Genomic DNA, 16,968 nt, shown 5'->3' with positions numbered 1-16,968 from the left:
AAAAAAAGCGCCGGTCGGGCGCTTTTCTGTTCTGGGGGCGGGGAGCCCGGGTTTTCAGTGCACCAGCACCGGGGTGTGGGCCAGCTCGGCATAGCCCTCGAGCGTGTCCTCGACCTCTTCCTGCGTGGGCGTGTTGAGCTGCCAGGCGGCAATCTGCTGCTGGAACAGTTCGGCCCAGGAACCGTCGAGGTAGACCTCCTTGCCCGAGCGCTTGTCGACGATCTCGAAGCCGTGGCGTTCCAGCACCGGGACATTGGGCTGGTCCGGTGTGTCGCTTTCGTTCGGCTGCACGTGCACGACGACGAAGGACTCCGAGTCATAGAGCATGTTCATTGCGGGGCCTGTGAGGATGTCGATGGCGTTCATGGGGGTTAGATAGCAATCAACGCGCCAGTTTCAAGAAGGGTTGTCGCATTGCGGTCACAACGGTGTTTCTTTACCTCATTTGTACTATCAGCTGGACGGCCCCGCGGGAAGGGATTCACGCAACTGCATGTCGGCGAAGTCGCCGTTGGGCTGTGTCTGTTTCATCCGCACCGGTAGGTACCCCAGCGCCGGCGCGAGCCAGATCTCGATCTTGTCGTCGAACTCGCGCCGCGGGCTGCGCGTGAGCTTGCGCACCGCGTAGTCGCCCGCCGGCACGCTCATCTGCTCCTCGCCCTCGATGTTGAACACCCAGACGCCCGCCTCGCGCGGCCCTGCCGTCTGGATGGAAATGCGGCTGCCGGCCGGGTAGCGGCCCGGATCGCCCGCCAGCATGCCGCCCAGCTGCATCACCACGCTGAGCCGGTCCTGCGCGCCGGGCAGCAGGGGAACGCTGGGTGCGTTGTTGCTGAACATGATCTGCCCCTGGTCGCGCAGGAAGTGCGAGGCGACCTCGCCCTTGCGGCTTTCCGAAAAGCGCGCCGGCTCGATGCCGGTCGGCCCGATCCGGCCGGTGCTGTGCTGGCTGCGGATGGTCCGGAACAGGAATTTGAGCGACAGCCGGGCGTCGTAGCTGCTGCCGTCCTGCAGCCAGACCAGGTCGCCGAAAACGCCCTGCATCGGCGAGGCGCCCTGCTGGCCCGTGACCGCGAAGGCAAGCTTGACCGAACCGGGGATGCGCAGCGCTTCAGGCCCGACGACATTGCCCGCCGCGGCGTTGGCGGCGCCCGCCGCCTCGCCGGGCGGCCCGTTTCCGACGCCGGTGTTGGCCGTGCTGCCCGCCCCGCCCAGCACGGCGCCTGCCGGGGCGCTGGCCGCCTGCTCGGGAGGTGCTGCTCCTGAATCAGTAGCGTTCTGCGCCGTGAGGTCGGGCGTTTGTGCGGGGGGCGCCGGGGGCTGTTCCGAAACCTGGGGCTCCGGCGCCGGTTGCGGCACCGGCTCGGGTGGCGGCGCCACCGGCCGGGGCCTGGACGGCTCGCGCGGCCGGCGCGGCTTTGCGGGCGGCGGCGGCTTGGCTTGCGCAACGGGCGGTGCGGCGGCCGGCGCGGCCGGCTTTTCCGCGGCCGGCGGCGCGATCACGATGGTGCGGGTGATGAACTTGTTCGCGAGCGGCGAGGGGTCCGGCCCGATGGCCGTGGGCGCGAGGTCCAGCAGCAGCACATGGGCCAGCGCCACCGCCAGCGTCAGCCCGGCCAGCGCGCGCCATGACGGGCGTGGGGGCGGGGCGGCGGAGGACGGCAACTGGGAGGCGACGAGCGTCGGCATGAGGAGGTGGAGTGAGCGCCGGCGCCGAGGTTCACAAGGAGCACCTCGGTACACTGCCGCCCGTTCAACCAGTTTAGTGGGCGCGGCGCCGGCTCTCGTGTTCGCGCCGTGTCCTTCATCACGCATTTGCCATCATGAAACTCGCCACCCTGAAGGACGGCTCGCGCGACGGCCAGCTCGTCGTCGTCTCGCGCGACCTCACGCTCGCCCACTACGCCACCGGCATCGCCAGCCGGCTGCAGCAGGTGCTGGACGACTGGGGCTTCATGAGCCCGCAGCTGCAGGACCTGTATGACGCGGTCAACACCGGCCGCGCACGCCATTCCTTCCCGTTCGACCCCGCCCAGTGCATGGCGCCGCTGCCGCGCGCCTACCAGTGGGCCGACGGCTCGGCCTACCTGAACCACGTCGAGCTGGTGCGCAAGGCGCGCAACGCCGAAGTGCCCGAGAGCTTCTACACCGACCCGCTGATGTACCAGGGCGGCAGCGACGACTTCCTCGGCCCGGTCGACGACGTGGTCGTGCCCAGCGAAGCCATGGGCATCGACTTCGAGGCCGAGATCGCGGTGATCACCGGCGACGTGAAGATGGGCGCCACGCCCGACCAGGCGCTCGACGGCATCCGCCTGGTGATGCTGGCCAACGACGTGAGCCTGCGCAACCTGATCCCGGCCGAGCTGGCCAAGGGCTTCGGCTTCTTCCAGAGCAAGCCCGCCACCGCCTTCAGCCCCGTGGCCGTGACGCTCGACGAAATCGGCGAAGCCTGGCAGCACGGCCGCGTGCACCTCACGCTGCAAAGCAGTTGGAACGGCCGCAAGGTCGGCATGTGCGACGCCGGGCCCGAGATGACCTTCCACTTCGGCCAGCTCATCGCCCACATCGCCAAGACGCGCAACGTGCGCGCCGGCAGCATCGTCGGCAGCGGCACCGTGAGCAACAAGGGCGTGGAAAAGAACGGCCAGATGGACTGGCCCAAGGGCTACTCGTGCATTGCCGAGAAGCGCTGCATCGAAACCATCCAGGGCGGCGAACCCGTGACCGGATTCATGAAGTTCGGCGACACCATCCGCATCGAGATGAAGGGCCTGGACGGCCGCTCGCTGTTCGGAGCGATCGACCAGGAGATCGTGTCGGCGGCGGGGCGGCCGAAGGTGGCGCCGGTGTCGCTGGTCGATCCGTCGTCTGAAGTCTCGGACGATTGAAGCAGCGCGCCTTCTAGCGGCGAAAAGCTGAATGCCTTGTTTTTGCCACGAATAACTGCTATTTTTCGTGGCAAAAATGGGAAAGCACACCAATTCTGTCGACTCGCTTGTCTTGGCACGGGTGCAATCGCACGAAGCCGGCTGGGTGTTCACGCCCGCAGACTTCATGGACCTGGGCAGCAGGACCGCAGTGGCCACCGCGCTCAAGCGCCACAAGGCCCGAGGAGTGATCCGCCTGCTGGGCCGCGGGCTCTACGACGTGCCGCGCGAGCATCCTGTGCTCGGCCTGCTGTGGCCGTCCATCGAGGCGGTGGGGAAGGCACTCGAGCGCAAGGACGGCCTTCGGCTGCAGCCTTCGGGCGCGTACGCGGCCAATCTGCTCGGCCTCTCGGAGCAGGTGCCGGCCAAAGTGGTGTTCCTCACCGATGGCGCGACGCGCACGGTCAAGGTCGGGCCGACCCAGATCATGCTGAAGCGCACCACGCCCCGCAACATGGCGGCGGCCGGTCGGCTGAGCGGCCTGCTGGTCCAGGCTTTCCGCAGTCTGGGCGCGGCGCACATCACGCCGGAGCGCATCGAGCGTCTGCGCAGGAATCTGCCGGCCGCGAAGCGGGCTGAACTGGTGAAGGATCTGGCCCTGGCGCCGGAATGGATGCGCGCCCATTTCGTCGAACTCGCGAAACCCTGAACACCATGCCCACGCGCCATCTCGGCCCCGCGTTCGCGACGCTCTCGACGGAAGATCGAACCTTGGCCATTGCCGACGCCGCGGTGCGCACCGGTGTGTCGACGGTCATCCTCGAAAAGGACTTCTGGGTCACTTGGCTGCTGGGGCTGCTCTTCGCATTGCCCGAGGTGGCTCCGCACCTGGTCTTCAAGGGCGGTACCTCGCTTTCGAAGGCCTACGGCGTGATCGATCGATTTTCGGAAGACATCGATCTTTGCCTGGTGCCCGATTTCGTCGGTGCCGATGCGGCCGCCTTCGATGCGCTGGACAGCCGCACGCGCCGCGATGCCGCGGTGCTGGAAATGCAGCAGATGTGCGGCATCAAGACACAGGAAGTCGTGCAGCCGGTGCTGGAAACAGGCATCCGCAAAGCGCTGGGCGAGCCGCAAGTTGGCAATGCATGGCTGCGCTATGAAGTGGATGCCGCTGCGCGCTAACCGTCATCTACTTTCGCTATCCCACGCAGGAGCACACCGGTTTTTCCTATATCCAGCGCGAGGTCAAACTCGAACTCGGCACGCTGACCGATCAGCAGCCGACTGGGCGCTACCCGATCCGTCCGCTGGTCGCCGACGCTTTTCCAGCGCTCTTCGGCGACTGGCAGTGCGAGGTCACCACGCTCGCGCTGGAGCGCACTTTCTGGGAGAAAGCGACGATCCTGCACTCGGAGTTCCACCGCCCGCCGGACCAGCACATGCCGGATCGCTACGCGCGCCACTATTCGGACATGGCGCGCCTGCTGGAGCGTGAAGATGCGGCGCGCCACCTGGCCGATGCGGCGCTGTGCGCGCACGTGGTCGACTGGAAGAGCCGCGTGTTTCCCCGTGCCTGGGCTCGCTATGACCTCGCGCGGGCCGGCAGCTTTCGCTTGGTGCCGGCCGAATCGCGCCGTGCCGCGCTGGCACAGGACTACATAGCGATGCAACAGATGTTCATCCGCACGCCGCCGGCTTTCGACCGGTTGCTCGACCGCCTTGCCCGGGCCGAAGCACAGCTCAACGCGGGCAAGAACGCTCCCTGACGGCAAGCGCAATGCCAGAGGCGCTACAGGACTTTTTCCGGGGCCCGCAGCAGCAGCTCCTTCTGGCTGCGTATCCCCAGCCGCCGGAACGCCCGGTACTGGTGGGTGCGCACCGTCGTGAGTTCGATGCCGATCTCGCGCGCGGCTTCCTTGGCCGTGCGGCCGGCCATCAGCTGGCCGATGACTTCGCGCTCGCGCAGGCTCAGGGTCAGGAGGCGCGAGGCAAGGGTGGGCGCCACCGCTTCGCGGGCGGCCATGGCGCTGCGGCCGTGGGCCAGGGTGGCGTCGGCCAGCAGCGTGGCGTGGCGCTCGATGGCCGCGAAGTCGGCGGCGCCGAATTCGGGCTGCGCGAGGCTCCGGTAGAAGCTCACGGCCACGCGCTGGCCGGTGGGCGTCAGGCGCAGCACCGACGCGCGCTCGCGGATGCCCACGTCGCCGTAGCAGGCCGCGCGGTAGGCCGGGTCGGCCACCTCGTCGGCGCGCTGGTGGCCCAGCCAGAGCTGCGCGCGCCGGGGCAGCTTGCGCGCCGCCAGCCAGGTCATGTTGGGATCGAGCAGGTCGAAGCGCTGCGCCACGTAGCGCTCGGCCGTACGTTCGGCCGTGGTGCCGTAGCTGCTGGCGGCCGACACCGCCTCGATGCGGCCGGTGGCGTCGACGGCGAACACGGTGCAGAAGGTGACGGGCATCACGCGGTGCATGGCCGCGAGGCAGCTGGCCGCCAGGTGCGGCGTGCCGATGCCCGCGAGCACGTCGCCGGCGAGGGCGGCGGATAGCGTGGTGTCCGCGGCGGGCTGGATGCGCCAGCGTCTCATGGGTAAGCAGAAGGGAAGGGTAATTACTTCGTACGAAGTTATGACAATGGCCCACGCCGCGCATCGGGACAATCCCGCTGCATGATGACGAACCCCACCGTTGCGGCCACCGCGCCGCCGCCCGGCACACGGGCCGCCGATGCCGCCAGCGGCCCCGTGCCGCCGCCGGCCAGCGCCACCGGACTGCCGCCCTCCGTCGGCGCCTTTCACTACACGCGCTACCAGGCGCGCACGCCAGAACTCGGGCACGACGGCGTGGAGCCCGGCCGCCATCCGGTGGTGATTGCGGGCGCCGGGCCGGTCGGCATGGCGCTTGCGCTGGGGCTTGCGAACCAGGGCGTGCGCAGTGTGGTCCTCGAGGCCGACGACACGGTGTGCGTGGGCAGCCGCGCGGCCTGCATCTCGCGACGCAGCCTGGAGATCATGGAGCGGCTCGATGTGCTGCCGGCCTTCATGGCCAAGGGCCTGCCGTGGACCGGCGGGCGCAGCTTCTACAAGACGGACGAGGTGTTCCGCTTCGAGATGCCGCACGACGAGCGGCAGAAGCTGCCGCCGATGATCAACCTCGAGCAGTACTACATCGAGCAGTTCCTGCTGGACGAGATCCTCCGCCGCAACGAGGCGTCGCCGGGGCTTGTCGACATCCGCTGGGGCACCGAGCTCACCGGCCTCGCGCAGGACGAAGACGGCGTGACGCTGGACGTGCGCAACCCCGAGGGCGCCTACCGGCTGCGCGGCCAGTGGCTTGCCGCCTGCGACGGCGGCCAGAGCTTCGTGCGCAAGGCGCTGGGGCTCGCGCTCGAGGGCACGGGCTACGAAGGCCGCTACGTGATCATCGACATCGAGCTGCACAGCACGCACCCCACCGAGCGCCGTGCATGGTTCGATCCGCCGTGGAACCCGGGCTCGACCGTGCTGATGCACCGCCAGCCCGACGACATCTGGCGCATCGACTACCAGCTGCGCGCGGGCCAGGGCACCGAGGACGCGCTGAAGCCGGCGGCGGTGGCCGAATTCGTGCAGCGCCACCTCAACGCCATCGGCGAAGGCCACCTGCCGTGGAAGACGGTCTGGACCTCGGTCTACCGCGCGGGCGCGATGACGCTCGACAGCTACCGCCACGGCCGCGTGCTGTTCGCGGGCAATGCGGCGCATGCGATGCCGATCTTCGGCGTGCGCGGCCTCAACTCGGGCTTCGACGATGCGGACAATCTGGCCTGGAAGCTGGCCTTCGTGGCGCGCGGGCTGTCGGATGCGTCGCTGCTCGACTCGTACTCGCAGGAGCGCATCGCGGCCTTTCACGTCAACGCCGAGAACGCGATGCGCAGCACCGAGTTCATGTCGCCGCCCTCGCGCGGCTTCGACCTTCTGCGCGAGGCCGCGCTCTCGCTGTCGCAGATCCACCGCGGCATTGCGCAGCTGATCAACCCGCGCCAGACCCAGGCCGTGCGCTATGCGGATTCGGCGCTGTCGAGCGAGGGCGACGCGCTGCCTGCGGGGCCGTTGCCTGGAGAAGTCATGGCCGAGCAGCAGCTCGAGCAAGGCCACCTGAGCGACTGGATCGGGCCGGTCTTCACGCTGCTGGTGCTCCGGCCGGGCGCCAATGCCGTGCCGCTGCCGCAGGACGAACTCGCGCAGGCGCTTGGCGGCGCGCTGCCCTTTGCGGTGCGCACCATTGCAGGCCCGGGCATCGCAGGCGCCGACGCGCAGGCCGGCCCCGCCGTGTTCGAGGCGCTGGGCGCGCACGACGGCGCCGTCTACCTGCTGCGCCCCGACGGCCATGTGGCCGCGCGCTGGCGCCGCATGCCCCGCGGCGCATTGCAGGCCGCATTGGCCCGCGCTGCAGCCGCTTCCACGGAGATTGCCCGATGACCACACCGCTTCCATCCGAGGCGCGCGACCGGCTCTACGCAGAGTGCGCGCGCGCCATCACCGAGGCGGGCGCCGAGCGCGAATCGCTGTTCCTGGCCCGCCTCGCGCTGCTGCTGTTCGAGCAGGTCGGCGACGAGGCACGCTGCCGCGCCGCGCTGGCCGACGCGTTGCGCGCGCTGCCCGTACCATCGCTGTCCGCCACCGAACCACTACAAAAAGGAGACTGATCCATGGATCGCCGCACCCTTCTCGCCACGCTTGCCTCCGGCGCCGCCGCGGCCGCCGCGCCCTTTGCCCGCGCACAGGACTACCCCGCGCAACTCATCAAGTGGGTGGTGCCCTACCCGGCGGGCGGCGGCACCGACGTGATCGCGCGCGTGCTGGCCGAAGCCATGCGCCAGGCTCTGGGCCAGCAGATCGTGGTCGACAACCGCCCCGGCGCCTCGACCAACATCGGCGCCGACCTCGTCGCCAAGAGCAAGCCCGACGGCTACACCATCCTCTCGGCGGACAACGCCGTGCTGGCCTTCAACGAGCACCTGTTCAGCAAGCTGCCGTTCCATCCGGAAAAGGACTTCACCTACATCGGCGCGATCGGCAAGTTCCCGCTCGCGCTGGTGGTGCATCCCGACTTCCCGGCCAGGAACTTCAAGGAGTTCCTGGCCTACGTGAAGGCCAATCCGGGCAAGGTCAACTACGCCTCGCCGGGCAATGGTTCGCCGCACCACCTGGCCATGGAAATGTTCAAGGCCCGCACCGGCACCTTCATCACCCACATTCCCTACCGCGGCGCGGCGCCCGCCATGGCCGACGTCATGGGCGGCCAGGTGCCGTGCATGTTCCTCGACCTGGCCTCGGGCCTGCCGATCATGCAGGGCAACAAGGTGCGCGTGCTGGCCATCGGCTCGGGCGCGCGCAGCAAGGCGCTGCCCAGCGTGCCGACGCTGGCCGAAGTGGGCGTGCCCAACACCGAGGTCTTCGCGTTCCAGGGCATCCTCGGCCCGGCCGGATTGCCGCCCGCGGTGGTCGCCAGGCTCAACAGTGAGCTGAACCGCGCGTTCGGCACGCCGGCCGTGCAGAAGCGTTTCGACGATTTCGGCATGGAAGCCATGCCGGGCACGCCGGCGCAGTTCGCGGCGCTGTCGCGCGCCGAGTCCAGTCGCTGGGGCCCGATCATCAAGCAGGCCGGCATCAAGCTGGACTGATGAAGCCTGCGCGGCCCGGGGGCGGGCCGCGCTACTGCGTGTAGGCCTTGCGCGAGCCGTCCTCGAAAACGTGCTCGTCGTGCTGCAGTTCGCCGCCCTCGTCCCAACTGCGCTCGCGCGTCACGCGGCCCTTGGCATCGAAGCTCGATTCCGCCAGCAGGATGCCCTTTTCGCTGAAGCGCCGGTGCGTGCCCAACGGCACCTGGCGCCCACGGCCCGCCACCAGGTAGCGGCCATGGGCGGCGCGCTGCCCGCTGTCGTAGAACTCGGTGATCTCGACCGTGCGCGCATCGCCGCTTCCGCGGTAGACCGCCTTGCTGCGGGGCCGGCCATTGAGGTGGTAGCTGTCGTCGCCGATTGGTTCGCCCGCCGGGTTCCATCGCTGGTCGCGGATCAGCGTTCCCTTCTCGGAGAACTCCTGCTCGCGTTGCCGCACCGCGCTGCGCTCGACCAGCAGCCACACCGTTTCGCGGCGCTTCACGCCCTCGGATGAAAACTGGCGCTCGGTGCGCTGGCTGCCGACGATCTCGTCCTGCACGGAAGGCTTGCCGTTGTCGTAGAAGCTCTGCGAACGCACCCGCTTGCCCGACAGGTACGACAGCCGCGAGCGCAGGGTGCCGCCCGCATCGAACAGCTCGACCTGCGACGGCCCGCCGACGAATCCGCACAGCCTGGCGTCGTCGGCGGCCGGCGCCAGCATGGGGGTTTCGCCGCAGCGCAGCGCCGACATCTGGCCGCGCTCCGTGAACTCGACGAAGGCGCGGTCGGTTCCGACGGCCGGATAGAAGGTGACCCGGCGCAGCTGGCCGCCCGGGTAGAAGCTGCGCACGAGGCCGTGCTCCTGCCCGTCGTCGTAGACCGCCTCGCGCACGACCTGACCGTTGGGCGCGAACTCGCGGGCGGGGCCGTGGATGTTGCCCTTGGCGTTGAGCGTGTGCTCCCTGGCCAGCTTGCCCTTTTCATAGAAGCGCGCCAGGCCCATGAAGACGCCGTTCTGGATCTGCTGCTCGCGCTGGAGCTCGCCGGTTTCGCGCTCCTTGCAGCGCATCAGCCCTGTCTTGCCCGCGGTGCTGCCGCCGTCGGACGGATCGACCTTGCGGCCGTTGAGCTCGCAATCGAGCGCAGCGTGGGCGGCGCCCGCGGCAAAGAGCCAGAGTGCGGCGGCCGCGATCCGGAATGCGGCTGTGCCGGTGCCCGCAGTGGCTGCGAGCCGGCCGGGGGCGGCTCGGGGCGGAGGGCTCATTTGTCGTAGAGCGCTGCCAGGGAACGAAAGCCCTTGGCCTCGATCGGATTGCCGAACGGGTCGCAGAAGAACATGGTCCACTGCTCGCCCGGCTGGCCCTCGAAGCGCACCTGCGGCTCGAGCACGAACTCGATCTCGGCGGCCTTCAGCCGCTTCGCGAGCGCCTGCCAGTCGGGCAGCGCGAGCACGATGCCGAAGTGCGGCATCGGCACCATCGCGTCGCCGACGCGGCCGGTGCGCGTGGTGGCGAAGGGTTCGCCCAGGTGCAGCGAGATCTGGTGGCCGAAGAAGTCGAAATCGACCCACGTGTCGGTGCTGCGGCCTTCGGCACAGCCCAGAACCTGGCCATAGAAGCGGCGGGCCGCGTCGAGATCGCGGACGTGGAAGGCAAGATGGAAGATGCTCTGCATGTTCCGGATTATGGGCAGCGGTGCTGTGAGAATGCCGGACTTTCTTTCATCGTGGAGCAAGCCTTGCGGATACTCCGGATCCTGGTTGCGCCAAGGCGCGACACCCTTTTGAAGACGCCCGCGCGTGCGTCCCTGCTTTCGCGCCTGCCGCGCCTCGCGCTGGCCGGCGCCTGCTGCGTTCTCGCGCTGGCGGCAGAGGCCGCCTGCCCGCCGTCCGCCATTGCCAGCCTCGGAAAGCCCGGTGCGGCCGTCGGCCAGTGGAATGCGGCCGACCGCGGCCTGCTGTGGCGCGCCGAGCGGGACGGGCGCACCTCCTGGCTCTATGGAACCATTCATCTCGGGCGCGCCGAATGGGTGCGGCCCGGGCCCACCGTGCAGAAGGCGCTGGAGCAAAGCGATGCGCTCGCGCTGGAACTCGACCTGCGCGACCCGGTTGCCATGCAGCCCATGACGCAGCAGGCCGACCCGGCGGTGGTGGCGCGGCTGCTCAGCGGCGAGCGCGCGCAGCGGCTGGCGCGCCAGAACGAGGCCGCCTGCGTGCCGCCCGGCCAGACCGCGGGGCTGCAGCCCATCCTGCAGGTCATGTCGCTGGCGGGCCTGGTGGCGCGCGGCGATGGCCTGTACCCCGAGTTCGGCGCCGACGAGGCCCTGGCGGTTTCCGCGCGCAACAACAACAAGCCGGTGTTCGCCCTCGAAAACGCCGCCGCGCAATTGAAGGCGCTGACCGGCGGTTCCGAAGCGGAGGAGGCCGAGCAGATCGACGCGGCGCTGACCGAACTGGAATCGGGCCAGCTGCGCGCGCAGATGAAGGAGCTGGCCGACATCTGGGCCCGCGGCGACGCGGACAAGCTCAGCCGCTACCCCGAGTGGTGCAACTGCCTCAACACGCCCGCCGAGCAGCGGCTCATGAAGCGCCTGCTGGACGACCGCAACCCCGGCCTGGCCGACGGCATCGAGCGCATGCACGTGGGCGGCAAGCGCGTGTTCGCCGCCGTGGGCGCGCTGCACATGGTCGGCCCGCAGGGGCTGCCGGCGCTGCTGGCGGCGCGCGGATTCCAGGTGGCGGCGGTCCCGCTGGTGGCGCAGCCGCCCGCCGCGGTGCCGACGGCACCCGCGCCCAAGGCGAGCGCCCGCGGTGCGCAAGGGGCCAGGAGCAATCGCGGCGCCAAGGCTTCCGGTGCCAAGGCCTCGGGCACCCGGAGCACGGGCAATGCCAAGTCCGCCCAGCGCGCACCGGCACCAAAGAGCAAACAGCGCCGATAATCGCCAACGCCATGCACCTGCTGCGAAACCACCCCCGCTTCCTCGGCCTCGTCGGCCGCTGGGTGCTGCTGTGGTTCGCGCTCTCGATCGGCGCGGCGGTGGCCTCGCCGATCGTGCATCCGCAGGCCGTCGAGCTGGTGTGCTCGAGCGCCGGTTCGATCAAGGTGGTGGTCCACACCGAAGACGGCGTGCAGGAGATGGGCGCCTCGCACATGGACTGCCCGCTGTGCGTGCTGACCGGCGCTCCGCCGCCGTCGCCGTCCGCCGCGGCTTTCGACCTTCCCCTGCCGCTGGGCCGCGTGGTCCAGTCCATTCCCGCCGCGCGCCTGGCCGCGGCCACCGCCGCGCCGCTGCCGGCGCGCGGGCCTCCCGCCCTCTCCTGAAGCTGTCAAAACCGTAGCTGCGTGCGCCCGATCGACGGGTGCATGCGGCCTGTCCGGCTTGAAGTTCGTGGAGCAGGTTCCCAGTGAAAAAGCATTCCCGCGCCGTGGCGATCGCCATGGCATTTCCCCTTGGCGCGCCCGCGTGGGCGCAGGGCGCGCCTGATCCATCCGGCGGCAGCGGTGCGCGCACCCTGAGCACCGTCACGGTCAGCGACGGCCGGCCGACCTCGCTGCCGACCCAGATCCCGACCACCATCGAGGGCGTGACGCATGAGCAGATCGCCGAAACCGTCAACGCCACCGACAGCGAAGACGCGCTCAAGTACCTGCCCAGCCTCGTGGTGCGCAAGCGCTACATCGGCGATTTCAACCACGCGGTGCTTGCCACGCGCGCCTCCGGCACGGGCAACAGCGCGCGCTCAATGGTGTATGCCGACGGCATCATGCTGTCGAACCCGCTGGGCAACGGCGCCACCTACGCGCCGCGCTGGGGCATGGTGTCGCCCGAAGAGATCGAGCGGGTCGACGTGCTTTACGGGCCGTTCTCGGCGGCCTATCCGGGCAACTCGGTCGGCGCCGTGGTCGACTACGTGACGCGCATGCCCACCCGGCTCGAAGCGCACGCCAAGCTCAGCGGCTTCGCCTCGAACTTCGACCTGTACAACAGCCACTCTTCTCCGGCGGGCCAGCAGCTCGAGCTCTCGCTGGGCAGCCGCAGCGGCGACTGGTCGTGGTGGCTCAGCGCCTCGCGCACCCACAGCAAGGGGCAGGCGCTGGTGTTCGGCAACCGGTTCGCGAGCGCCGGCACCCTGGGCAATGCCGGCACGCCGGTCACCGGCGCGGTGCCGGGGCTGAACCCGTCGAACCAGCCCTGGTGGCTGGTGGGCGGCGCGACGATCTACGACACCACGCAGGAGCAGGCCAAGCTCAAGCTGGCCTACGACTTTTCTCCCACGGTGCGCGCCACCTACACGCTCGGCGCCTGGAACAACACCACGCACGGCGGCGTCGACACCTACCTGCGCGATGCCTTCGGCCGGCCGGTGTATTCGGGGCGCGTGAACATCGCCGGGCGAAGCTACAACCTCGATGCGCCGAGCGCCGCGCTGGCACCGACCGAGACGGCGCTCACGCACTACATGCACGGACTTTCGGTGAAGAGCCATACCGGCGGCGTGTTCGACTGGGAGCTGTCCGCAAGCCTGTTCGACTATGCGCGCGACACCTCGCGCACGCCCACCACGCCCCTGCCCGGCGCCTTCAACGGCGGACCGGGCCGCACCACCGACATGGGCGGCTCCGGCTGGCACACCTTCAAGGCCGCCGGCACATGGCGGCCCACCGGCTCGGCCGAGGGCGTGGGCGCGCACGTGGTCGACTTCGGCTTCCAGCAGGACACGGCCCGCCTGCGCACCAGCGTCGGCAACACGCTCGACTGGATCGCCGGACCGGCCGTGTCGCCGTTCTCCGCCTTCAACGGCAACACCCGGCTGCAGTCGCTCTACGTGCAGGACACCTGGCGCTTCGCCAAGGACTGGAAGACCACCCTCGGCCTGCGCCACGAGCGCTGGGAGGCCTACGGCGGCCAGCTCGGCAATGCGACGAAGCTGCTCGACTTCGCGCCGCGCAGGAACAGCTACGACTCGCCCAAGGCCGCCCTCGCCTGGCAGGCCACGCCGGACTGGCTGCTCAAGGCATCGACCGGCCGCGCGGTGCGCATGCCGACGGTGAGCGAGCTCTATCAGGGCTCGATCGAGGGCAACCGCATCGTCAACACCAATCCGAACCTGCGGCCCGAGCGCTCGTGGACCACGGAGCTCAGCGCCGAGCGCGACCTGAAGGGCTGGGGGCTCGATGGCCTGCTGCGCACCACGCTCTTCTTCGAGAACACCAAGGACGCGCTCTACAGCCAGGCCCTCACCCATCTTGTGAGCACGGTGCAGAACGTCGACGCCATCCGCACGCGCGGCCTGGAGGTGGCGCTGAACGCGGTCGACGTGGGCATGAAGGGCCTGGACCTGAGCGGCAGCCTCACGCTGACGCGCTCGAAGATCGCGGCCAACAGCGGTTTTCCCGCCAGCGTCGGCCGCGAACAGCCGCGCGTGCCGAAGCTGCGGGCCACGCTGCTCGCCACTTACCGGCCCGACGCCAGATGGAGCTACACCGTCGGCGCACGCTACAGCGGCAAGCAGTACGGCACGCTCGACAACAGCGACGGCAACGGCGCGGCCTACATGGGCTTCTCGAAATTCTTCGTGGTCGATGCGCGCATCCGCTACCGGATCGACCGGCAATGGAGCGCCGCCGTCGGCATCGACAACCTGAACAACAACAAGTACTGGGCTTTCCACCCCTATCCGCAACGCACCTACGTGGCCGAACTCAAGTTCGACCTCTGATTCTTTTCAACCGCTTTTTCAAGGAGTTCCCGCAATGAACCACCCGCGCACCATCCTCAAGACCGCCGCCGCCTGCGCCCTGCTGGCGGGCACGGCCGCCGCGTTCGCCCATGTCACCCTGCCGCGTGGCGGCGTCACCGTCGGCAGCGACTACAACGCGGCTTTCCGCGTCGGCCATGCCTGCGAAGGCGCCAAGGCCACCACCGGCCTGGCCGTGCGCCTGCCCAAGGGTTTCCTGCTGAGCGACGCGCAGGCGCGCAAGGGCTGGAAGCTCGACGTGCAGAAGAACGCCGGCGACGGCGAAGTGCGCTGGACCGCCGAGAGCCCGCAAGCCGCGCTGCCCGCCAGCGAGCGCGCCGAGTTCGTGCTGCGCGGCAAGGTGCCCGGCACCCCCGGCCCGCTGTGGTTCAAGGTGCTGCAGACCTGCGACGTGGGCAGCATCGACTGGGCGGAAGTGCCGGCCTCGGGCAGCTCGACCGCGGGGCTCAAGAGCCCTGCCGCCAGGCTCGACGTGGTGGCGCAGGGCGTGGCCACGGTCGACGTGCGCGATGGCTGGGTGCGCCAGTCGGTGCCGGGCCAGAGCGGCACCGGGGCCTTCATGAAGCTCACCGCGCCCACCGGCACCAGGCTGGTCGGCATCACGACCCCGGCCGCCGGCGTGGCCGAGGTGCACGAGATGAAGATGGAAGGCGACACCATGAAGATGCGCGAACTGCCGGGCGGCCTCGAACTGCCCGCCGGCCAGACGGTGGAGCTCAAGCCGGGCGGCTACCACGTGATGATGATGGACCTGAAGCAGGCGCTGGCCAAGGGTTCGACCGTGCCGGTGACGCTGCGCTTCGAGGATGCCAAGGGCCAGAAGAGCTCGCTCGACCTGAACCTGCCGGTGGGTGCGCCGGCCGGCGCCGAAGCGGCCGCGCCGGCCCATCAGCACAAGCACTGACGCCCGCGCCTCCTACAGCAGCTGGTCCGGCGCCAGCGGACCGAACAGCCGAAGCAGCAGGCGCAGGGTCAGGCTGGCGTCGGGCTCGGTGGAGGTGTCCTTCAGCCCGCTGCCTTCGGGCGCCCGCCAGACCAGCGAGCCGCCGTCCAGCTCGACCCGCCATGAGCCCTCGCGCATGCCGCGCTCGATCTGGGCGGACGCCGCGCGCGAGAGCTCGGCGCTTCGCACGAGCAGGGCGATCTCGGTGTTCTGCAGCTGCGAGCGCAGGTCCAGGTTCATCGAGCCGACCACCAGCAGCCGGCCGTCCAGCACCAGCACCTTCGAGTGCAGCATCGAGCGCGATTCGCCGAGGCTGCCGCTGCCCGAAGAGCCGAAGGCATTGCTGACGCTGGCCTGTTCGCTGCGCAATTCGTAGAGTTCGACACCGATCCTGAGCAGGTCCTCGCGATGGCGGGCATAGCCGACATGCGCCACCGGCGCGTCGTTCGACGACAGCGAGTTGGTCAGCACGCGGATGCGTACCCCTCGGCCCCGAGCCGCCGCGAAGGCCTGCTTCATGTCCGGGCCGGGCACGAAGTAGGGCGAGATGACGAGCAGGTCGCTGCGCGCCTGTCCGATCAGCTGCAGCAGGCCTTCGACGACCGTGTCGCTGCCCGCGGCAAGATCGGAACTGGCTTCGAGCGCCGCCGCGCGCCGCGACGAGCTGGCGGCGTCCCCGGGCTGGCTCACCACCAGGCCCGGCGCCCTGGTCTTCTCGGCGCCCTTGTCGGCCGGGATCTTTCCGGGCTGGTCGGCGAGCATCACCGCGGGCGCCCAGACGAAACGGGCGGTTCGCAGATCCATCGGCTTTTCATCCCAGGCGCGGGCGAGCTGTGCCGGCGTGGGGGCGGCGCCTGGCTTCGGTTCTCCTGCGGGCGTTGCCGGCGGCGGCGAGTTTTGCGCCCGGGCCGATTCGTCGGCCAGCTCCCGGTCGGCCTGTCGCGCGCGCTCGCGGATGGCCTCCAGCTCGCTGCGCTCGACCAGCGACTGGACCGGATAGGCGCGTTCGTTGTTCCAGTAGCTGTCGAAGCTGCGCGACAGGTCCTGCACGATCGGGCCGGCCGCCAGGATGTCGACGTCGATGTAGTTGCCCTTCAGCGCGTTGCCGAAATAGGCGTCGCCCAGGTTGCGCCCGCCGGTGACGCCGAGCACGTTGTCGGCGAGGAAGAGCTTGTTGTGCATCCGTTGCTGGATCCGCGAGGCATCGCCGATCGAGTTGAGGACGCGCGCCAGCGAAGTCCCGCGCGCGCCCGCCAGCGGGTTGAACAGGCGCATCTCGATGTTGGGCACGAACGCCAGGCCCAGCACCAGTGCATCGCGCCCGGTGCTGTGCAGGTCGTCGAGCAGGATCCGCACGCGCACGCCGCGCTCGGCCGCCGCCCGGATGCCCCGCACCAGCCGGCCGGTGCTGGCATCGGCGTGGATGGCGTAGTACTGCAGGTCGAGCGTTTTCTGGGCGCCTTCGATCAGCGCGAGCCGGCTGCCGTAGGCGGCCGGGGGCCCCGCGAGCAGCAGGAAGCCGGATTCGAAGCGCGCTCCGTCGGCTTTGCGCCGCTGCTGCACCAAGGCTTCCAGTGCGGTGCCGTTGGGCGAGGGGAGTGCGGTCGATACCGGCCGGTCGACGTGCTCAGGCAGTTGTGCGCAGGCGCCCTGCAGAACGAGGACAAGAAGCGCAGTGGTTCGGCCAAAGAGCGCGTAGAAGGAAGACATGCGGCGTTCCTGGAGCTTGGAAGCCGCATATATAGCCCAGTCGGCGCCGC

The 16,968-nt window shown here is 69.6% G+C and carries 17 protein-coding genes; 11 read left to right on the top strand and 6 right to left on the bottom strand.

The features are described 5' to 3' along the window. Positions 1-54: 54 nt before the first annotated feature. Both RZE77_RS24670 and RZE77_RS24665 read right to left on the bottom strand, forming a co-directional pair. A complete protein-coding gene (locus tag RZE77_RS24670; protein ID WP_124958830.1) occupies positions 55-366 on the bottom strand; it encodes a BTH_I0359 family protein in 312 nt (103 codons plus the stop codon). 87 nt (positions 367-453) lie between these two features. Beyond that, positions 454-1,689, bottom strand: a complete 1,236-nt coding sequence (locus tag RZE77_RS24665; protein WP_319439674.1) for a DUF3108 domain-containing protein — start codon at positions 1,687-1,689, stop codon at positions 454-456. Positions 1,690-1,823: 134 nt separating this feature from the next. Between RZE77_RS24665 and RZE77_RS24660 the strand changes: the two genes are divergently transcribed. The 4 genes from RZE77_RS24660 to RZE77_RS24645 all read left to right on the top strand — a co-directional run bounded on the left by RZE77_RS24660 (position 1,824) and on the right by RZE77_RS24645 (position 4,639). After that, positions 1,824-2,891, top strand: a complete 1,068-nt coding sequence (locus RZE77_RS24660; protein WP_319439673.1) for a fumarylacetoacetate hydrolase family protein — start codon at positions 1,824-1,826, stop codon at positions 2,889-2,891. A gap of 76 nt (positions 2,892-2,967) precedes the next feature. Further along, on the top strand, positions 2,968-3,579 hold the full coding sequence (locus tag RZE77_RS24655; RefSeq protein ID WP_319439672.1) for a DUF6088 family protein: 612 nt from the start codon (positions 2,968-2,970) through the stop codon (positions 3,577-3,579). A 5-nt stretch (positions 3,580-3,584) separates the two neighbouring features. Beyond that, a complete protein-coding gene (locus tag RZE77_RS24650; RefSeq protein ID WP_319439671.1) occupies positions 3,585-4,055 on the top strand; it encodes a nucleotidyl transferase AbiEii/AbiGii toxin family protein in 471 nt (156 codons plus the stop codon). A gap of 5 nt (positions 4,056-4,060) precedes the next feature. Then, on the top strand, positions 4,061-4,639 hold the full coding sequence (locus RZE77_RS24645) for a nucleotidyl transferase AbiEii/AbiGii toxin family protein (protein ID WP_319442408.1): 579 nt from the start codon (positions 4,061-4,063) through the stop codon (positions 4,637-4,639). Between the two features lie 23 nt (positions 4,640-4,662). On the opposite strand, the gene RZE77_RS24640 is transcribed toward RZE77_RS24645, so the two are convergent. Next, positions 4,663-5,451 carry a LuxR C-terminal-related transcriptional regulator gene (locus tag RZE77_RS24640; protein ID WP_319439670.1) on the bottom strand — a complete coding sequence of 263 codons (789 nt, stop codon included), beginning with the start codon at positions 5,449-5,451 and terminating at the stop codon, positions 4,663-4,665. Positions 5,452-5,532: 81 nt separating this feature from the next. Here RZE77_RS24640 and RZE77_RS24635 point away from each other — a divergent pair, with 81 nt between their 5' ends. The 3 genes from RZE77_RS24635 to RZE77_RS24625 are packed head-to-tail and all read left to right on the top strand — an operon-like array spanning position 5,533 to position 8,528. Beyond that, entirely contained in the window at positions 5,533-7,323 is a 1,791-nt protein-coding gene (locus RZE77_RS24635) for an FAD-dependent monooxygenase (protein ID WP_319439669.1), read from the top strand. After that, entirely contained in the window at positions 7,320-7,550 is a 231-nt protein-coding gene (locus tag RZE77_RS24630; protein WP_319439668.1) for a hypothetical protein, read from the top strand. The genes RZE77_RS24635 and RZE77_RS24630 overlap by 4 nt, the downstream gene beginning before the upstream one ends. Before the next feature lie 3 nt (positions 7,551-7,553). Then, positions 7,554-8,528, top strand: a complete 975-nt coding sequence (locus tag RZE77_RS24625) for a Bug family tripartite tricarboxylate transporter substrate binding protein (protein ID WP_319439667.1) — start codon at positions 7,554-7,556, stop codon at positions 8,526-8,528. Positions 8,529-8,559: 31 nt separating this feature from the next. On the opposite strand, the gene RZE77_RS24620 is transcribed toward RZE77_RS24625, so the two are convergent. Together RZE77_RS24620 and RZE77_RS24615 are read right to left on the bottom strand one after the other, a co-directional pair. Next, on the bottom strand, positions 8,560-9,771 hold the full coding sequence (locus tag RZE77_RS24620; RefSeq protein ID WP_319439666.1) for a toxin-antitoxin system YwqK family antitoxin: 1,212 nt from the start codon (positions 9,769-9,771) through the stop codon (positions 8,560-8,562). After that, entirely contained in the window at positions 9,768-10,181 is a 414-nt protein-coding gene (locus tag RZE77_RS24615) for a VOC family protein (protein ID WP_062364344.1), read from the bottom strand. Before RZE77_RS24615 ends, RZE77_RS24620 begins: the two co-directional genes overlap by 4 nt. Positions 10,182-10,289: 108 nt before the next feature. Here RZE77_RS24615 and RZE77_RS24610 point away from each other — a divergent pair, with 108 nt between their 5' ends. The 4 genes from RZE77_RS24610 (at position 10,290) to RZE77_RS24595 (ending at position 15,169) form a co-directional block, all read left to right on the top strand. Then, positions 10,290-11,444: a TraB/GumN family protein gene (locus RZE77_RS24610; protein WP_319439665.1), complete on the top strand. Its 1,155-nt coding sequence runs from the start codon at positions 10,290-10,292 to the stop codon at positions 11,442-11,444. 11 nt (positions 11,445-11,455) lie between these two features. Next, positions 11,456-11,827: a DUF2946 family protein gene (locus RZE77_RS24605; protein WP_319427871.1), complete on the top strand. Its 372-nt coding sequence runs from the start codon at positions 11,456-11,458 to the stop codon at positions 11,825-11,827. Positions 11,828-11,943: 116 nt separating this feature from the next. Further along, entirely contained in the window at positions 11,944-14,226 is a 2,283-nt protein-coding gene (locus RZE77_RS24600) for a TonB-dependent receptor (protein WP_319439664.1), read from the top strand. 34 nt (positions 14,227-14,260) lie between these two features. Further along, positions 14,261-15,169, top strand: a complete 909-nt coding sequence (locus RZE77_RS24595; protein ID WP_319439663.1) for a copper chaperone PCu(A)C domain-containing protein — start codon at positions 14,261-14,263, stop codon at positions 15,167-15,169. A 12-nt stretch (positions 15,170-15,181) separates the two neighbouring features. Here RZE77_RS24595 and RZE77_RS24590 read toward each other — a convergent pair whose 3' ends face one another. Further along, a complete protein-coding gene (locus RZE77_RS24590; RefSeq protein WP_319439662.1) occupies positions 15,182-16,918 on the bottom strand; it encodes a phospholipase D family protein in 1,737 nt (578 codons plus the stop codon). Positions 16,919-16,968: the final 50 nt, after the last annotated feature.

Source organism: Variovorax sp. SPNA7 (assembly GCF_033807855.1).
Lineage (GTDB): Bacteria > Pseudomonadota > Gammaproteobacteria > Burkholderiales > Burkholderiaceae_C > Variovorax > Variovorax beijingensis.
This window is presented reverse-complemented; position numbering and strand designations above follow the sequence as displayed.